14 protein-coding genes are annotated in these 17868 nt (G+C 72.5%); 7 read left to right on the forward strand and 7 right to left on the reverse strand.

The features are described 5' to 3' along the window. Positions 1-135 precede the first annotated feature (135 nt). The 6 genes from ACI79I_RS09120 to ACI79I_RS09145 all read right to left on the reverse strand — a co-directional run bounded on the left by ACI79I_RS09120 (position 136) and on the right by ACI79I_RS09145 (position 6648). Positions 136-633 (reverse strand): DUF4234 domain-containing protein, encoded by a 498-nt coding sequence (locus ACI79I_RS09120; RefSeq protein WP_456991999.1) that lies wholly within the window; start codon positions 631-633, stop codon positions 136-138. Between the two features lie 149 nt (positions 634-782). After that, the gene (locus ACI79I_RS09125) at positions 783-1247 is read right to left on the reverse strand and encodes an NUDIX domain-containing protein (RefSeq protein ID WP_456992000.1); all 465 of its coding nucleotides are present in this window, start codon (positions 1245-1247) and stop codon (positions 783-785) included. 26 nt (positions 1248-1273) lie between these two features. Beyond that, a complete protein-coding gene (locus ACI79I_RS09130) occupies positions 1274-1897 on the reverse strand; it encodes an isochorismatase family protein (protein WP_456992001.1) in 624 nt (207 codons plus the stop codon). A gap of 91 nt (positions 1898-1988) precedes the next feature. Further along, positions 1989-3866: a hydantoinase B/oxoprolinase family protein gene (locus ACI79I_RS09135; RefSeq protein WP_456992002.1), complete on the reverse strand. Its 1878-nt coding sequence runs from the start codon at positions 3864-3866 to the stop codon at positions 1989-1991. 5 nt (positions 3867-3871) lie between these two features. Then, the gene (locus ACI79I_RS09140) at positions 3872-5962 is read right to left on the reverse strand and encodes a hydantoinase/oxoprolinase family protein (RefSeq protein WP_456992003.1); all 2091 of its coding nucleotides are present in this window, start codon (positions 5960-5962) and stop codon (positions 3872-3874) included. After that, positions 5959-6648 (reverse strand): GntR family transcriptional regulator, encoded by a 690-nt coding sequence (locus tag ACI79I_RS09145; protein WP_456992202.1) that lies wholly within the window; start codon positions 6646-6648, stop codon positions 5959-5961. The genes ACI79I_RS09140 and ACI79I_RS09145 overlap by 4 nt, the downstream gene beginning before the upstream one ends. Positions 6649-6771: 123 nt before the next feature. Between ACI79I_RS09145 and ACI79I_RS09150 the strand changes: the two genes are divergently transcribed. Together ACI79I_RS09150 and ilvA are read left to right on the forward strand one after the other, a co-directional pair. Next, the gene (locus ACI79I_RS09150) at positions 6772-7656 is read left to right on the forward strand and encodes an isocitrate lyase/PEP mutase family protein (RefSeq protein WP_456992004.1); all 885 of its coding nucleotides are present in this window, start codon (positions 6772-6774) and stop codon (positions 7654-7656) included. A gap of 75 nt (positions 7657-7731) precedes the next feature. After that, positions 7732-9003, forward strand: a complete 1272-nt coding sequence (ilvA, locus tag ACI79I_RS09155; protein WP_456992005.1) for a threonine ammonia-lyase IlvA — start codon at positions 7732-7734, stop codon at positions 9001-9003. A 518-nt stretch (positions 9004-9521) separates the two neighbouring features. Here the strand turns inward: ilvA and ACI79I_RS09160 are convergent. Next, positions 9522-11846: a transketolase-like TK C-terminal-containing protein gene (locus tag ACI79I_RS09160; RefSeq protein WP_456992006.1), complete on the reverse strand. Its 2325-nt coding sequence runs from the start codon at positions 11844-11846 to the stop codon at positions 9522-9524. Between the two features lie 276 nt (positions 11847-12122). Here ACI79I_RS09160 and ACI79I_RS09165 point away from each other — a divergent pair, with 276 nt between their 5' ends. The 5 genes from ACI79I_RS09165 to ACI79I_RS09185 all read left to right on the forward strand — a co-directional run bounded on the left by ACI79I_RS09165 (position 12123) and on the right by ACI79I_RS09185 (position 17839). Further along, entirely contained in the window at positions 12123-13136 is a 1014-nt protein-coding gene (locus ACI79I_RS09165; protein WP_456992007.1) for an AraC family transcriptional regulator, read from the forward strand. A 180-nt stretch (positions 13137-13316) separates the two neighbouring features. Next, on the forward strand, positions 13317-14807 hold the full coding sequence (locus ACI79I_RS09170) for an aldehyde dehydrogenase (RefSeq protein ID WP_456992008.1): 1491 nt from the start codon (positions 13317-13319) through the stop codon (positions 14805-14807). 104 nt (positions 14808-14911) lie between these two features. Then, positions 14912-15121 (forward strand): dodecin, encoded by a 210-nt coding sequence (locus ACI79I_RS09175; protein ID WP_456992009.1) that lies wholly within the window; start codon positions 14912-14914, stop codon positions 15119-15121. Between the two features lie 64 nt (positions 15122-15185). Beyond that, the gene (locus tag ACI79I_RS09180) at positions 15186-16424 is read left to right on the forward strand and encodes a bifunctional 3,4-dihydroxy-2-butanone-4-phosphate synthase/GTP cyclohydrolase II (protein ID WP_456944071.1); all 1239 of its coding nucleotides are present in this window, start codon (positions 15186-15188) and stop codon (positions 16422-16424) included. Positions 16425-16657: 233 nt separating this feature from the next. Further along, entirely contained in the window at positions 16658-17839 is a 1182-nt protein-coding gene (locus ACI79I_RS09185; protein ID WP_456992010.1) for an LLM class flavin-dependent oxidoreductase, read from the forward strand. The last annotated feature ends 29 nt before the right edge of the window (positions 17840-17868 follow it).

The raw sequence follows: 17868 nt of genomic DNA on the forward strand, positions 1-17868 counted from the left end.
GGCCGAGCAGCCCCCCCCCCCCCCCCCCCCCCCCCCCCCCCCCCCCCCCCCCCCCCCCCCCCCCCCCCCCCCCCCCCCCCCCCCCCCCCCCCCACCGCCGGGTCGGCGGTGCGGCCGGTCGAGGTGCGGTCGGCGTCAGCGGGCGCCGAGCGACCGCCAGTAGGCGTTGAGGGCGCCGTTGGTCTTGACCAGCCAGATGATCGGGCCGACGAGGAGGAAGGCGCCGGGGAAGTACCACAGCCCGGTGGCCCCGCTCACGGGCTTGGCGCGACCGGCGCGCTCGTAGAGGCCGCCCACCTCACTGCTCATGATGTACGGCGTCGCAATGCCGAAGATGATCGAGATGACCAGCGCCAGGCCGCCGCCCAGGCCGTTGCCGGTGTGCCGCTTCATCTCGTCGTGGACCGAGTAGATCCAGACCAGGCCGTAGATGCCGAAGGTGATGATCGACAGCAGGATGACGACGCCCGTGCCGCGGACCTTGCCGATCGGGCCCGAAGGCGGCAGGTACGGGCCGGCCGGCGCCGGCGGCATCGGCTGTCCGCCGTAGACCTGACCGTTCGCCGGGCTGGGGAACCCATAGGCGTGCGGCGTGTACGGCTGGGTGGTGGGGAACTGCTCCGAGGTGGTCATGACCGCGCTCTCCTGCTGGTGGACCGCCGGCCTGCCCGACGGCGCCCCGGACGCTAGGACGGCGTCAGCAGGGTTCCGGGGACTTCCGAGACGACTCGGTCCCGCCACTCCCAGGACGTGTCAGGCGTCACCACGGTCACAGCAGGCGGTCACGCAGTCAGCCGGTCGCGGAGCCGGTCGAGGAAGGGCACCTGCCCCGTGACCAGCTTGGCGCGGGCCGCGTCGAGGGCGAACCACCCGGCGCGGTCGACCTCGGGGAACTCCTGCACCCGCCCCGACCGCGGCGGCCACTCCAGCGCGAAGGTGTTGCTGCGGCAGGTCGCGGCGTCCAGGTCGCCCTCGGCGGCCCAGACGGTGAGCAGCTTGCCGCTGCCGCGCAGCTGGCCGAGGGGCAGGAAGTCCTCGGCGGGCACCGGCGAGCCGAGCTCCTCCTCGAACTCGCGGCGGGCGACGGCGAACGGGTCCTCGCCGTCGCCGTACTCCCCCTTGGGGATCGACCAGGCGCCGTCGTCCTTGCGCGCCCAGAACGGACCGCCCATGTGCCCGATGAGCACCTCGACGCCGCCGTCGGGGTCTCGCCGGTACAGGAGCACGCCCGCGCTGGTCCTCGGCACCGGCCCATCCTCGCCGGTGGCAGCGGTCAGAGGTGGGCCAGTGCCTCGGGCAGGTCGACCACGTCGGCGTACTTGGCGTCGAGGTCGGCGAGGTTGTTGTCGTGCAGCGCCGGCGTCCGGTCGGCGCAGGCCTGGCGCACCACCTGCGGGCGGAAGCCGTTGTTGAGCGCGTCCATCGCGGTGGCCCGCACGCAGCCCGACGTCGAGACGCCGGCGACCACCACCGTGTCCACCCCGGCCGCCCGCAGCGTGGACGCCAGGGAGGTCCCGAAGAACGCCGAGGCGTACTGCTTCACCAGCACCGGCTCCCCCGCCTCCGGTCGCAGCGCGAGGTCGCCCCAATCGCCCGGCGCGTCCTCGACGAAGCAGGCCAGCGCCGGCACCTTGTGCACGAACAACCCCGCGTCCCCCAGCCCCGGGGCGTAGCGGACGACGGTCCACACGACCAGGTGTCCGTGCGTCCGGGCGGCGTCCACCAGCAGCTGCGTGGCCGCCACCGCGGGCCCGGGGTCGGGCAGCCCGAACGGCCCGTCGAGGTCGGTGTAGGCGCGCACCAGGTCGACCACCACGAGCGCGGGCGCGCTCCCCCAGCCGACCCGGCCGGAGAACGCCGAGCCGTGCGGTCCGGGTGCCGGCTCGGGGACGCTCATCGGACCCACCCCGGCCGCGAGATCTGCACACCGGCGCCGATCGGGGCGGTCACGACGACCGGTGTGCAGGTCTCGCGCGCACCGACGGTCCTCATCCCGCTGCCCACACCGGGCGCTTCGGCGCGGGCAGCCCGGTCTCCTCCTCGCACCGGGCGAGCAGCTCCTCGACCGGCGGGCCCATGTCGAAGACGGGCAGGTCGCCGGGGCGGTCGGCGCGGACCTGGTCGCGGAGGGTCTCGGTCGCCTCGACGTCCACCTCGCCGCCGTCGCACACCACCACCCCGTACCGCCGGGCGCCGTCCTGGGTGACCAGCCCGCGGCGGACCTCCTTGGCCACCAGCTCCGGGTCACGCTCCAGCGGGTCACCCCAGCCGCCACCGCCCCAGGTGACGAAGTGCAGGACGTCGCCCGGCGACACCGGCACCCCGTGGCACTTGGACGGCAGCATCTCCCGGGTGCCGTCGGCGCGGTCGATCCACTTGCGGCCGCGCGCGCCGGGGTGCCCGCCGTTGACCCCCCACGGGTGGGTCAGCCAGCGGTCGTCGTGGATGGCGATCTCGCCGGGCTCCTCGAACACGTAGGCGACGTCGACGCCGTTGCCGCCGCGGTGCAGCCCGGGGCCGCCGGTGTCGGCGACGGTCTCCCACGTCTCGATCCGCAGCGGGTAGTAGGACTCGAGGTACTCGCAGGGGATGTTCACGAAGCTCGGCCACAGCGAGTGCCCGTCGGGGCCGTCACCCAGCGGCCGGCCGGGGATGCCGCCGAAGCCGATCGAGTACAGCTGGAACCACTCCCCCTCCCGCTCGCCCGACGAGTAGTGCCCCGAGTACATGAAGTGCGGCGAGGAGGAGAAGCCGGCGGCGTTGAGCAGCGCCGGGTTGGTCTGCCCGAGCAGCCCGCCGAACAGGTCGAACACCCGCCCGATGCCGTGGTTGCGGCCGTTGAGGGCGGCCGGGTGCCGCGGCTTCCAGTAGGAACCGTCCGGGATGGTGACGTCGACCAGCGGGTAGAACCCGTCGTTCCAGAGGATCTGCGGATCGGCCACGGTGATCATGTAGATCCCGAAGAACATCCGGGTCAGGTTCTCGTTGATGTAGTAGTTGATCGGCCCGGCCGCCTGCGGCGAGGAGCCGGTGAAGTCCAGGTGCACCTTCTCGCCGGTGCGGGTCAGCGACAGCTTCAGCTCGTACGGGCCGTTGCCCACGCCGTCGTCGCAGATGTAGTCGGTGAACGAGAGCGTCCGCCCCTCCTCGAACACCGTCTGCAGCAGCACCTTCATGGCGTCGTGGTTGCGCTGCAGCAGCGCGTCGAGCGCCGAGAGGTAGGTCGCCGTCCCGAACCGCTCGCACATCTCGACCACCCGGCGGGCGGCGGTGCGGCAGGCGGCGACCAGGCCGTTGAGGTCGGCCCGGTTCCAGTCGGGCATGCGGACCTGGTTGAGGATGATCCGCAGCGCGTCCTCGTTGAGCTGCCCCTTCCGGTACAGCTTGAACGGCGGGATGACCACGCCCTCCTCGTAGATGGTCCGGGCGTCGGTGGGCATGGACGACGGCGTCTTGCCGCCCACGTCGGACATGTGCCCGAACATCGACGCCCAGCCCACGACCCATCCCTGGTGGAAGACCGGCATCACCAGCAACCAGTCGTTGGCGTGGCTGATCGCGGCCCCGCAGGCGTACGGGTCGCTGGTCAGCAGGACGTCGCCCTCCTCGACGGTGTCGTCGAAGCCCTCGAGGAAGTCGGGGATGGACAGGCCGAACTGGCCGACGACCATCTTCCCGCTGGGGTCGCCGATGAGCGGGAACTCGTCGTGCTGCTCGCGGATGCCCGGCGACAGCGCGGTGCGGAACAGCACCTCGTCCATCTCGTAGCGGGCGTTGCGCAGCCCGTTCTCGATCAGGTCGAGGGTCACCGGGTCGACATCGACCCGCTCCACCTCGCCGGTCGCGGTCTCGACGATGCGTGCCATGGCGCTCAGCCCTCCTGCACGGGGTTGATGAGCAGCGAGCCCGAGGGGTGGACGGTGGCGGCGTGCCCGGGCAGGACGAGGGTCGTGGAGTCCATCTCGGTGACGATCGCCGGGCCGGGGACGACGTCGCCGGCGCGCAGCCGCTCCCGGTCGTAGACCCCGGCGGTCACCTGCTCGCCCCCGACGTGGATGGGGTGCTCGGTGACCAGCGCGGCCCGGGGGTCGCCGTCCCCCTGCTCGAGGTGCACCGGGGCGACGTCGGGTCGCGGCCCGGTGACGGTGGCGCGGGCGTTGACCAGCTCGTGGTCGACGTCGAGCAGGAAGGAGAACAGCCGGTCGTGCTCGGCGTCGAAGGCCCGCCCGAGCTCGACCAGCGCCGTGCTGGTCTCGCCAGCACCGGCGTCGTCGCCCGCGTCCAGCCACGCCGGGTCGACGTCCACCGGGATCTCGAAGCCCTGCCCGTGGTAGCGGACGTCGACCTGGAAGCCGACCGTCTGGTCCGCGTGCGGCAGGCCCTGGGCCGCCAGCCGCTCCCCGGCCTCGTCGGCGAGCTCGCGCAGGATCGCGGCCAGCTCCGCGCCGGTCAGCTGCCCGAACCGGCGCAGCACGGTGCGGGCGGACTCGTCGCGCCGGCTGGTGGTCGCGTCGCCGAAGGCGGCGAGCACCCCCGGGGACGGCGGCACGATGACCGGCCAGGCCCCGGTGAGCCGGCCCAGGGCGTTGGCGTGCAGCGGTCCGGCGCCGCCGAAGGCGACCAGCGCGAAGTCGCGGGGGTCGTAGCCCTGCTGCACCGAGACCAGCCGCAGGCCGCCCAGCATGTTCTCGTTGACGATGTCGACGATCCCGGCGGCCGCGGCCTCCGGGGAGTCCAGCCCCATCGCCTCGGCGACCTTGCCCACCGCGGCCCGCGACGCCTCGGCGTCCAGGGTGATCTCCCCGCCGGCCAGCGACGAGGGCAGGTAGCCGAGGACGACGTTGGCGTCGGTGACCGTGGGTTCGGTGCCGCCCTTGCCGTACGCGGCCGGGCCGGGGTCGGCGCCGGCCGACTGCGGGCCGACCCGCAGCGCCCGGGTCAGCTCCGGGACGTGCGCGATGGACCCGCCGCCGGCGCCGACGGTGCGGATGTCGACGCTGGAGGCCCGGACGGTGAGGTCACCGACCTTCGTCTCCCGGCCGATGCGCGGGGTGAGGTCCTGGACCAGGGCGACGTCGGTGGACGTGCCGCCCATGTCGAAGGTGATCAGGTCGCGGTGGCCGCACTGCTCGGCGACCCACACCGCGCCGGTGACCCCGCCGGCCGGTCCGGACAGCAGCATGGTCACGGGGGCATCGACCGCGGCCTGCGCCGACTGCAGCCCGCCGTCGCTGCGCAGGATGGCCAGCTCACCGGAGACGCCGCTCTCGTGCAGGCCGGCGGACAGGTGCTGCACGTACCGGGCGACCTGTGGCTGGACGTAGCCGTTGGCGACGGTGGTCAGGGTCCGCTCGTACTCGCGCAGCTCCGGGAGGACGTCGGAGGACAGCGACACCGGGACGCCGGGCAGCACCTCGGCGGCGATCGCGGCGATCCGCCGCTCGTGGGAGGGGTCGGCGAAGGAGTTGATGAGGCTGACCGCGAGCGCCTGGATGCCCTGCCCGGCCAGCTTCCCCAACTGGGCGCGGACGCCGTCCTCGTCCAGCGGCCGGACCACCGAGCCGTCGCTGGCGATCCGCTCCTCGACCTCGACGGTGTTCTCCAGGTCGGCCAGCGGCTCGGGCTTGGGCCAGATGATCCAGCCGGCCAGCCCGCCCGGGACGAACGAGCGGGCGATCTGCAGGACCTGCCGGAACCCCCGGGTGGTGACCAGGCCGACGGTGGCGCCCTTGCCCTCGAGGATGGCGTTGGTCGCGACCGTGGTGCCGTGCAGCACCTGCGCGACCTCGCTCAGCTCGATGCCGGCGTCGGCGCAGGCCCTTCCGATGCCGGTGAGCACCCCGACCGCCTGGTCGGCCGGCGTCGAGGCGGTCTTGGCCCGCCAGGTGGCGCCGCTGTCCTCGTCGACGAGCAGGACGTCGGTGAACGTGCCGCCGACGTCCACTCCGAGCCGGTAGCTCATGCGGTCTCCTCTTCTCGGGTCGCCTTCTCGGTCTGCAGCCGTGCCGCCCGGACCATGACGGCCCGGGCGTTGGCGATGTGCGAGGTCATGACGGCGCGAGCCCAGTCGGGGTCGCCGGCGCGGAGGGCGGCGACGATCTCGCTGTGGTGGGCGAGGCTGCGGCGCAGCGACGCCTCGTCGTAGGTGAGGAAGTTGCGCCGGACGATCGGCGGGTGGATCGCCGCGGCCAGCGCGGCGGCCAGGGTCGGGTGCGCGGCGAGGACGACCAGCCGGTCGTGGAAGGCGCGGTTGAGCGGGACGAGGGCGTCGAGGTCCTGCTGCGGACCGGGGCTGCCGACCTCGTGCATGCGCGTGGCCAGCGCGTCGAGCTCCTCGACGTCGGTGGGCGTCGCGTTCGGGACGGCGTGTGCGGTCAGCTGCGGCTCGAGGCTGGAGCGCAGGTCGAAGACGCCCTCGAGCTCGGTGACTGTCCACGTGGCGACCCGGGCGCCGCGGTTGGGCACCACCTGCACCAGGCCCTCGGCAGCCAGCCGCGAGAGCGCCTCGCGCACCGGCGTCCGGCTCACCCCGAGGCGGTCCGCGAGCTCGACCTCGCCCAGGCGCGCGCCGGGGCTCAGGTCGCCGCCCATGATCATGTCGCGCAGGGTGGCCAGCGCCCGTTCGGCGGAGGTCAGCGAGCGTGTCAGCCGTCACACCCCCTCGGAGATTGTGTGCAAACTAGAGGCGTTCCTGTTCCATGGGCAATGCTTCCCGGTGAACCCCGCGTGACTGCATACAAGGAATTCCGCTCCGTATCGGAGGAGGCCGCCGTGGCGGACCTGTTGGGGAACGGCCGCGCACCGCGGTCCCGGCTCCGCGAGCTGCTGTCGGCACCCGAACCGCTCATGGCACCGGGCGCCTACGACGCCCTGTCGGCCCGGCTGGTGGAGCAGGCCGGCTTCGCCGCCGTCTACATGACCGGCTTCGGGACGACGGCCTCGCTGATCGGCCGCCCCGACGTGGGCCTGCTGACCGGTGCGGAGATGGTCGACAACGCCCGCCGCATCGCCGCCGCCGTCGACGTCCCGGTGATCGCCGACGCCGACACCGGCTACGGCAACGCGATCAACGTCGTCCGCACGGTGCAGCTCTACGAGCAGGCCGGCGTCGCCGGGATCCAGCTCGAGGACCAGGTGATGCCCAAGAAGTGCGGGCACATGAGCGGCAAGGCGCTGATCGGCACCGACGAGATGGTGGGCAAGGTGCGCGCCGCGGTCGCCGCGCGGCAGGACCCGGACCTGGTCCTGATCGCGCGCACCGACGCCGTGGCCGTGACCGGGGTGGACGACGCCCTCGCGCGCGCCCGCGCCTACGCCGACGCGGGCGCGGACCTGCTGTTCGTGGAGGCACCCACGTCCGAGGCCGACATCGAGCGGGTCGCCGCCGAGCTGCGGGGCGTCGCGCCGCTGGTGTTCAACTGGGCCGAGGGCGGCCGCACCCCCCCGCTGTCGCTGGCGCGGATGACCGAGCTCGGCTTCTCCCTGGTCATCTACCCGATCGGGACGCTGCTGGCCGCGACGGCGGGCATCAGGGCGCTGCTGGCGTCGCTGAAGGCCGACGGCGTCCCCGCGCTCGACGGTCTCCCGTCCTTCGGGGAGTTCACCGACCTCATCGGCCTGCCCGAGGTGCAGCAGCTGGAGCAGCGCTTCTCCTGACGTTCGTCCGCGCGGTCGTGGGTGCAGTGCTCCCCGTCATGCGGCCGGGCGTCGGCCAGCGGTGAGAATGACCTCGTGACGACCGATACGCGGCTGGACCTCGACTGGTTCACCGCACAGGTGCGGGCGGCCAGGCGCCGGCTGACCGGAGTGGCCGAGATGACCCCGTTGCAGCGCAACGGCCGCCTGTCGGCGGTCACCGGCGCGGATGTCCGGGTCAAGCGAGAGGACCTCCAGGTCGGCCGCTCCTACAAGGTGCGGGGCGCCTACAACACGATCGTTGGGCTGGACGAGACGCACCGGTCCGCGGGCGTGGTCTGCGCGAGCGCCGGCAACCACGGCCAGGGGGTCGCCTACGCCTGCCGGACGCTGGGCGTGCGCGGCCAGGTCTTCGTGCCGGGGACGACGCCCCGGCAGAAGCGCGAGCGCATCGCCGCCCTGGGCGGGGACACGGTGACCCTGGTGGTGGCTGGCGACTCCTACGACGAGGCCGCGTCCGCCGCGGCAGATCGCGCACGGCTCACCGGCGCCACGCTGGTGCCGGCGTTCGATGCGCTGTCGACGGTAATCGGCCAGGCCACGGTCGCCGTGGAGATCCTCGACCAGCTCGGTACACCACCCGACGTCGTCGTCCTCCCCGTCGGCGGCGGCGGGCTGCTGGCCGGGTGCGCGACCTGGCTGCGTGCCCACAGCCCAGCCACGCGGCTCGTCGGCGTCGAGCCCGCCGGGGCGGCGAACATGGCCGCCGCCCTGGCCGCCGGCGGCCCGGTCGAGTTGCCGGAGATCGACTCCTTCGTCGACGGCGCCGCCGTCCGCCGCGCCGGCGACGTCACCTATCCGCTGGTCCGCGACTCCGGGGCCGAACTGGTCCCCGTGCCCGAGGGCCAGATCTGCACCGAGATGCTGGACCTGTACCAGGTGGACGGCGTCATCGCCGAGCCCGCTGGGGCGTTGGCCAGCGCGGCGCTGACCGGCGGGCTGGTGTCCGTCCGGCCCAGTCAGACGGTGGTCTGCCTGCTCTCCGGCGGCAACAACGACGTCAGCCGGTACGCCGAGGTGGTCGAGCGCTCCCTCGTGCACCGGGGGCTCAAGCACTACTTCCTCGTCGAGTTCCCGCAGGAGCCCGGCGCCCTCCGGCGCTTCCTCGACGAGGTCCTGGGGCCCGACGACGACATCGTCCTGTTCGAGTACGTCAAGCGGGACAACCGCGAGACCGGCGCCGCGCTCACCGGCATCGAGATCGGCTCGACCGGCGACCTCGCCGGCCTGCTCGCCCGCATCGAGGCCAGCCCACTGCGGATCCAGCACCTGACCCCGGGGACGACGGCCTACCGCTTTCTCGTCTGATCCAGCCGGTTCCCGGGACGATGCTCCTATGGATCGTCAAGCTGTTCGGGCGGGGCGAACAGGTGGTACGGCTCGCGGGCGATGTATCGCTTGCGGCAGCGGACGATGTCCTTCTCGGCGAGTCCTTGGGCAGTGCGGCGTGGGACGTAGGCCTGGTGCGGGGATCCCAGCGCAGGTCGAAGCCGGCAGCGGTCAGGTGGCGGGCCAGGCAGGCGATGTGAGTGTCGGCGTGGGGTCCACCCCGCCGAAGATCGGCACGAGCTGGCGAGGGCTGTTGCGTCTGGTGGTCATCGCCGTCCTCGTCACTCGATCGGCAGGGCGGCACGCACCGCCGGGCGGGCGGACAAGACCGCGATGGGACCTGCTGGCACAGGCTCCTGTGAGGTCACACCACCAAGCCGGATGAGTGCACAGCGAGCCCCGCAGCGGGCCGAACCGACAGATCGCGTCGAAGATGCGAAGTCAGTCAGTCGAAGGGTCAGGAACGACTGCTGCGGGGCTCACCCACGTCCTCACTGTCAGTCGACCAGGTCCAGGGCAGCACCGACGATCGAGTCGACGTCCAGGCCGTGGTGGCGGTAGACGCTGTCCAGGTCACCGCTCTGCCCGAAGGACGTCACGCCCAGATGGGTGGCCGGCACGCTCCGGATCCCGGCGAGGAACGCCAGGGTGTGCGGGTGTCCGTCGAGCACGGTGACCATCGGCGCGGCGCGGTCCGCCGGGAACACGCTGTCGAGCACCCACCCGGGGGTCTCGTCGAGTGCGCGCCGGCCCTGCAGCGCCCGGAACAGCGAGCCGGGGCTGGTCACGCAGACGACGTCGGCGCCGAACCCGAGGGCGTCGAGGCGCCCGGCGGCGGCGAGGGCCTCCGGCACGAGGGCCCCCATGGCCACGACGGTGATCACCGGTCGGGGGTGCCGCCGCATCGGGTAGGCACCAGCGACGACCTGGCGGCGCCTGCGCTCCCGGGCGGCCGGGTCGGCCGGGACGGCGGCCAGGTCCTGGTCCACCGGCCTGGTGGACAGCCGCAGGTACGCCGAGCTCCCGCCCGGCCTGCCCACTTGGGACAGCGCCGCCAGCAGGCACCACTCGGTGTCGAGAGCGAACGCGGGCTCGTAGCTGACGCAGCCGGGCTGCTCCAGCCCGATGGACGGCGTCGTGATCGACTGGTGGGCACCGCCCTCGGGGGCGAGCGTCACGCCCGACGGCGTCCCGACGAGGATCGACTGCCCGCCTGCGTAGATCCCGAACGACCACGGCTCCAGCGCCCTCCCCACGAACGGGTCGTAGAGCACCCCGATCGGCAGCAGAGGCTGGCCCCAGCGGCTCCAGGTCACCCCCAGCTCGCCGAGCGCGCCGACGAGGTTGGTCTCGGCGATGCCCAACTCGATGTGCTGGCCGGTGGGCCGCTCCCGCCAGTGCAGGATCGTCTCGGGGTCGTCGGCGAACCAGTTGCGGCGGTCCTCGTGGGACCAGACGCCGACCTTGTTCACCCAGCCGCCGAGGTTGGTACTCGAGCTGACGTCGGGGCTGACGGTGACCACCCGGCGGCCCACCTCGGGCGCGGCGCGGTTGAGGTCGAGCAGGGTGCGGCCGAGAGCGGCCTGTGTCGTCGCCGTCCCCGATGGCGTGCGACCCAGGTCGGACGGGACGTCCGGGGCCGGTTGCGCCTCGTACGCCGGGCGCTGCAAGCGCCGCGCCGCGGCGTCGAGCAGCCGGGCCGGGGTGCTGTCCTCCGGGAAACGGGCCCAGGGGTCGGCCAGGTCCACGCCCAGGCGCCCGGCCAGCTCGCGCAGCTGGGTCTCGGTCAGCAGGGCAGAGTGGTTCTGCGGATGCCCCTCCGTGGCCAGCTCGTAGCCCTTGAGCGTGTAGGCCAGGACAACCGTCGGCCGGGTGTCGTCGATCCGGGAGAAGGCGTCCCGGAGCGCGGCGAGGTCGTGGCCGCCGAGGTTGCGGACGGCCGCGGTCAGGTCGGCGTCCGGGACCTCGGCGATGAGTTCCGCGATGTCCGCGGCCGCCGGTCCGTCTCCCGGCAGCAGCCGGCGCAGGTCGGCCGGGTCGTGGCGGAGCAGGCGCTGGTACTCGGGGTTCGACATGTCGTCGATGCGGTTGCGCAGTGCCGGGCCGCCAGGCCGGGCGAACACCTCCTCGAGCAGCCGCCCGTACTTGACCGTGAGCACCTGCCAGCCGGCCGCGGCGAACATGCCCTGCAGGCGGGTGGCGCCCATCGTGGGGACGACGCGGTCGAGGGACTGCCGGTTGAGGTCGACAACCCAGACCACCTCACCGAGCTCGGCGACCATGGGGTCGACGACCGTCTCCCACACGGCGCCCTCGTCGAGTTCGGCGTCGCCGACCAGTGACCACTGCCGCCCGGTGCCGCCGGCGCCGAGCTGGGTGTTGACGTACCGGCGAGCCAGCGCACCCCAGATCGGCGCCGTGGCCCCGATGCCGACCGACCCGGTGGAGTAGTCCGCCGGAACCGGGTCCTTGAGCCGGCTGGGGTAGCTCTGCAGGCCACCGAACGCGCGGAGCGTCGTCAGATGGGACGCGTCGAGCTGGCCGAGCAGGTACTCCAGCGCGTGCAGCACCGGCGAGGCGTGCGGCTTGACCGCCACCCTGTCCTCGGCCGTCAACTGCTCCAGCCACAGGGAGGTCATGATCGTCACCATCGACGCGCTGGACGCCTGGTGCCCGCCGACCTTGAGCCCGGTGGGATTGGGTCGCACCCGGTTGGCGTGGTCGACGATCGCCGTCGCCAACCAGAGGACCCGCGCCTCGATCTCGCGCAGGGCCCGGTCGGCGCCGGCGTCCCTGCCCGCCTCGGTGGCCGTCAGGCTCATCGTGTGTCCACTCCTCGAGGTCTGGGGGACGGGGGCGGCCGAGCGCCCACCGGCGTCGGCAGCCGACCACGGGTGACCGCACCGCACAATCCGGAGAGCGCAGCCGACCAGCCGATCCCGGAGCTGCCCGGGAGGAGGCCGCCGCAGATGCGCGGGGCGGACATCGGAGTGCGCTGGGCGGATGTCGCTGTCGTCCTCCGCGGCATAGTCTCCGCACGTGTAGCGCACGCCACAGCCCGGCCGACGACGACCGAGCGGCGCTCCCGGAGGTCCAGGTTGCCCACCGACACTCTCGATCGTGCCGACCGCGAGGAGCAGTCCGACTGCCCGCTCCTCCACTTCCCCGTCATCGCGACCCGCAGCCTGGAGGAGGCGTGCGACGCGGTCACGCGGATCTACCTGCCGCACGACCTGAGGGCCTCGGACGACCGCGTCGACATGACCCTGAACGCGGTGTCCGACCACCACTTCACGCTCGGCTACCTGACGTACCACGCCTCGACCGAGCTGGTCATGCCGGCCACGGAGAACTGCTACCACATCAACCTGACCACCGCGGGGCAGACCGACGCCGACCGCACGGACGGCGCCCGCGAGCGCACGCTGGCCGCCGAGCGCGGCCTGGTCCTCAGCCCGGTGCAGCGCAACACCGTCCGCTGGACCCCGCAGGCCGAGCAGCTCATCCTCAAGATCCCGCGCAGCAGCCTGGAAACCCATCTCGGCGAGCTGCTCGGCCATCCGGTCACCGACGTCATCGACTTCACCTTCGGGCTGGACCTGACGACCGGCCCCGGTCGGAGCCTCCTGCACGCCGTGCGGTTCCTGGCCGAGGAACTCGACCGTCCCGACGGCCTGGCGGAGATGCCGCTGGCGCGCGAGCAGCTCGAGGCCTTCGTCATGACCCAGCTGCTCCACGCCGGTCAGCACCAGTTCACCGACGCGCTGCGCGCCCCCGCCGAGGCCGTGCGACTGGGCCGGCTGGCCCCGGTCGTCGAGTACATGGAGGCCAACGCCGACGAGCCGCTGACCTTGCACGAACTCGCCCGGGTGGGGTGCATGAGCGTGCGCACGCTGCACGCGTCGTTCCAGCAGACTTTCGGCGAGTCCCCCATGGCCTACCTGCGGCGGGTCCGGCTCGACCGCGTCCGGGCGGAGCTGCTGCGCAGCGACCCGTCACGGGTGCGCGTCACCGACGTGGCGATGAAGTGGGGCTTCTTCCACCAGAGCCGCTTCGCGCAGCAGTACCGGGACCACTTCGGCGAACTGCCGAGCCACACCCTCCGGTCCTGACGACAGGACCTCGCCCGCCGGGCCTCTCCCTGCGGCGCCGGGTCCTGCGCGCACGTCGCCGTGAGGACTGCGCTCTGCGGCCACACCCCTTCGCTCCGCGGATAGCCGGGGTGCACCGGCACTCCTACCTTCGGCTCAGGCCAGCGTGTCGGACGCCACATCCAGAGAAAGGAGAGGTCGATGACCTCCACCGACTCCACCCAGCTCGAGGAGTTCAAGCTCTTCATCAACGGCAGGTCCGTCGACGCGCTGTCGGGCAAGACGTTCGAGTCGCAGAACCCCTACCTCGGGCGGCCGTGGGCGCGGATCGCCGACGGTTCCCCCGAGGACGTCGACGTCGCCGTCGGAGCGGCGCGCGCCGCCTTCGACGGCGAGTGGGGACAGAAGACCGGCTTCGAGCGGGCCGCCGTCATGCGCGCGTGCGGCGACGCCATCGCGGCCAACGCCGAGCGGCTGGCCCGCCTCGAGGTCCAGGACTCGGGCAAGCTGCTGCGGGAGATGCTCGGGCAGCTCAGGTCGCTGCCGCAGTGGTACTACTACTTCTCCGGCCTGGCGGACAAGCTCGAAGGCCGCACCATCCCGCCGGTCAACGCCAATTACTTCGCCTACACCCGGCGCGAGCCGCTCGGTGTGGTGGGTGCCATCACCCCGTGGAACTCCCCACTCCTCCTCCTGACCTTCAAGCTGGCCCCGCTGCTCGCCGCGGGCAACACCTGTGTCGTCAAGCCCTCGGAGCACTCCCCGGCGTCGACCGTCGCGCTGGCCGAGGTCCTCTTCGAGGCCGGCCTGCCCGCCGGTGTGCTCAACGTCGTGACCGGGTGGGACCGGTCGACCGGGGAACGTCTCGCCGCCCACCCCGGTGTGGACAAGGTCGCCTTCACGGGGTCCACCGCCACGGGCATCAAAGTCGCGCAGGCTGCCGCCGGCAACGTCAACCGCGTCACCCTGGAGCTGGGCGGGAAGAGCCCCCAGATCGTCTTCCCGGATGCCGACCTGGACGCGGCCGCCAACGGTCTGGTTGCCGGCGTCTTCGCGGCCACAGGCCAGACCTGCATGGCCGGGTCCCGGCTGATCGTGCACGCCGACGTCCACGACGCGCTCGTCGAGAAGGTCGTCGCCCGGGCGAGCACCATCAAGCTCGGCGACCCGCTCGAGGCGGAGACCGAGATGGGCCCGGTCGCCAACCAGCCGCAGTACGAGAAGGTCCTCGGGTACCTGAAGGGCGCCAAGGAGGAGGGCGCCACCTTCGCCTACGGGGGCGAGGCGGACGCCGAGCGCGGCGCCCTCTTCGTCAAGCCCACCGTGGTGACCAACGTGACCCCGGAGAACACGATCGTGCGCGAGGAGGTGTTCGGGCCGGTGCTCTCCGCCGTCACGTTCACCACCGAGGAAGAGGCGCTGAAGATCGCGAACGACACCCCGTACGGGCTGGCCGGTGCCGTCTGGACCAAGGACGTCCACCGGGCGCACCGGGTGGCGGCCAAGCTCCGCGCCGGGACCGTGTGGATCAACGCCTACCGGGTCGTCGCACCCAACATGCCCTTCGGGGGTTTCGGCCACAGCGGCCTCGGCCGCGAGAACGGCGTCGAGGCGATGAACGAGTACACCGAGACCAAGTCCGTCTTCGTCGAGCTCAGCGGTGGCACGCGGGACCCGTTCCAGCTCGGCTGAGGCCCCGCACCCGCAGCACCCCGGCCGGCTCCGCACAGCCGGAGCCGGCCGGTCCCCTGCCAGCGCGTGGCCGGCCCGGTCGCGCCCCGTCCCGAGGAGTATCCGTGAGCGACCACGTGTACCGGGTCATCGAGATCGTCGGCAGCTCGACGACCGGCGTCGACGACGCCATCACCAACGGCATCGACCGTGCCGGCAGGACCCTCGAGCACCTGGACTGGTTCGAGGTCAGCCAGATCCGCGGCCACATCGCCGACCAGAGGGTCGGCCACTACCAGGTCACGATGAAGGTCGGCTTCACGCTGCGCGACTGACCTCGGTCCCGTCCCTTCCCACCGCAACGACGCCGCGCGCCCCGTGCGGCCCCAAGGAGGTCCGATGAGCCCGCGCCGCTCCCCTGCCGAGGCGGTCCAGCACGCTGTGGCCGCACTCGCGGCCGGCGGGATGGTCGTGGTGGTCGACGACGCCGACCGGGAGGACGAGGGCGACCTGATCGTCGGCGCCGAACTGGTGACCGATGCCCAGATCGCCTTCATGGTGCGGCACGGCACCGGCATCGTCTGCGTCCCGATGTCCGTCGAGCGCGCCGAGGAGCTGCGGTTGCCCCTGATGGTCACCGACAACACCGACGCCCACGGCACCGCCTTCACCGTCAGCGTCGACCACCGCAGCACCGGGACCGGCGTCTCGGCCGCCGACCGCGCCGCGACCATCCGGGCACTGGCCGATCCGGCGACGGCCCCCGGTGACCTGCGTCGCCCCGGGCACGTCTTCCCGCTGCGCGCCCGTAGCGGTGGCGTCCTGGTCCGCGCCGGCCACACCGAGGCCGCCGTCGACCTCACCACCATGGCCGGCCTGTCCGGCGTCGGGGTCATCACCGAGATAACCGCCGACGACGGCACCATGCCCAGTGGTGTCTCGGTCGCCACCTTCGCCGCAGAGCACGGGCTGCCGATCCTGGCCATCGCCGACCTGGTCCGCTACCGGCGGGCCACCGAGCGGCTGGTCGAGCAGGTCGCCGTCTCGGCCATGCCGACCGCCTTCGGCGCCTTCCGGGCGGTGGCCTACCGCTCCACCCTGGACGGCAGCGAGCACCTGGCCCTGGTCATGGGGGACGTCGCCGAGGCCGGCCGCTCCGAGGCCGGAGCCCTGGTGCGGGTGCACTCCGAGTGCCTCACCGGCGACATCCTGGGCTCGCTGCGCTGCGACTGCGGGGGTCAGCTTGAGCAGGCCCTGCGCGCCATCGCCGCCGAGGGCTGCGGCGCGCTGGTCTACCTGCGCGGGCACGAGGGTCGCGGCATCGGCCTCGGCCACAAGATCCGCGCCTACGCCCTGCAGGACCAGGGGTTGGACACTGTCGACGCCAACACCGCCCAGGGCCTGCCCGCCGACTCCCGCAGCTACGGGGTCGGCTCCCAGATCCTCGGCGACCTCGGCATCAACCGGCTCCGGCTGATCACCAACAACCCGGCGAAGTTCGGCGGGCTGGAGGGCTACGGCCTCAGCATCGTCGGCCGGGTCGCGCTGCCCGTGGTCGAGACGCCGCACAACGTCCGCTACCTGCGCACCAAGCGCGACCGGATGGGGCACGACCTGGAGCTGCGCACCGCCGAGTGACCCCGGCCGGCGGCCGATCGACGCACGTCCCGCACCGGCTCCCGGGGCGGGACGTCGCGCGTCCGGGCCCGGTCCGGCCCCTCGGGGCCAAGTCTGCGGTGGACGGTCATCGGCTCGCACTGCGCGGATGGCTCCGCCGCACGTCCGCTCCTAACGTCGCCCCCGACGTGACGCGCGACACAGTCGCGTGGCACCGCCCTCACCCCGCCGATCCCCAGGAGTCAGCCGTGAGCATGACCCAGTCCGCGAACGAGCGCCTCGGGCTCGCCCCCACCGAGCCACGCCCGCCGGAGGAGACCCGGCCGCTGGTCGACCGTCGGCAGACCAACCCCCTGTTGGGCGACCAGAAGATGAAGCTCGGGCTCTTCGGCACCAACTGTTCATACGGGCTCGTGATGAGCCACGCGCCGAGCACCTACGACGTCACCTGGGACCACACTGTGGAGATCGCCCAGCGCGCCGACTCCCTCGGCCTCGAGGCCCTCGTCCCGATCGCCCGCTGGAAGGGCTTCGGGGGGACGACGAACTTCAACGGCAAGACGTACGAGACCTACACCTGGGCTGCTGGCATCGCCGCGTCCACCCAGCGGATCGCCATCGCCTCCACCAGCCACCTGCCGACGGTGCACCCGATCGTCGCCGCGAAGGCCGGGATGACCATCGACCACATCTCCCGGGGCCGGTTCGCGCTGAACCTGGTGATGGGCTGGGTCACGCCGGAGATGGAGATGTTCGGCCGCGAGCAGCGCGAGCACGACGAGCGCTACGCCTTCGGCCAGGAGTGGCTGGACCTCGTCGAGCGGCTCTGGAGCGAGGAGGGGTCCTTCGACGTCAACGGCAAGTACTTCCAGGGCCGCGACCTCGAGGGCTATCCGAAGCCGTACCAGGCGCCCCGGCCGGTGCTGCTCAACGCCGGCAACTCGAAGGCCGGCATCGAGTTCTCGGCCCGCAACGTCGACATCAACTTCGCGTCCCTGGCCACGCTCGACGACATCAAGGCCTACACCACTGCCATCAAGGAGAAGGCCCGCCGGGAGTACGACCGCGAGATCCAGGTGATGACCTACGGACTGGTGATCGCCCGTGACACCGAGAAGGAAGCCCAGGACTTCCACCAGAAGGTGATCGACGAGGGCGACTGGGGCGCCGCCGGCAACGTCATCAAGATCGCCGGGTCGGGCTCCAGCGAGTCCTTCGACCACGCGGTCAAGGAGATGCAGACCCGGTTCATCGCTGGGTGGGGCGGCTACCCCATCGTCGGGACGCCCGACCAGGTGGCCGAGGAGATGGCCAAGCTCAACGAGGCCGGCATGGACGGGATGATCATGGGCCTGGTCGACTTCAACGAGGAGATGAAGTACTTCGGCGCGGAGGTCATGCCGCGCATGGTGCAGGCGGGCATCCGCAACGCCTGACCGCCCGGGTCCGCCCCTGGGTCTCCGGA

The sequence above is a fragment of the Geodermatophilus sp. SYSU D01105 genome, assembly GCF_054050095.1.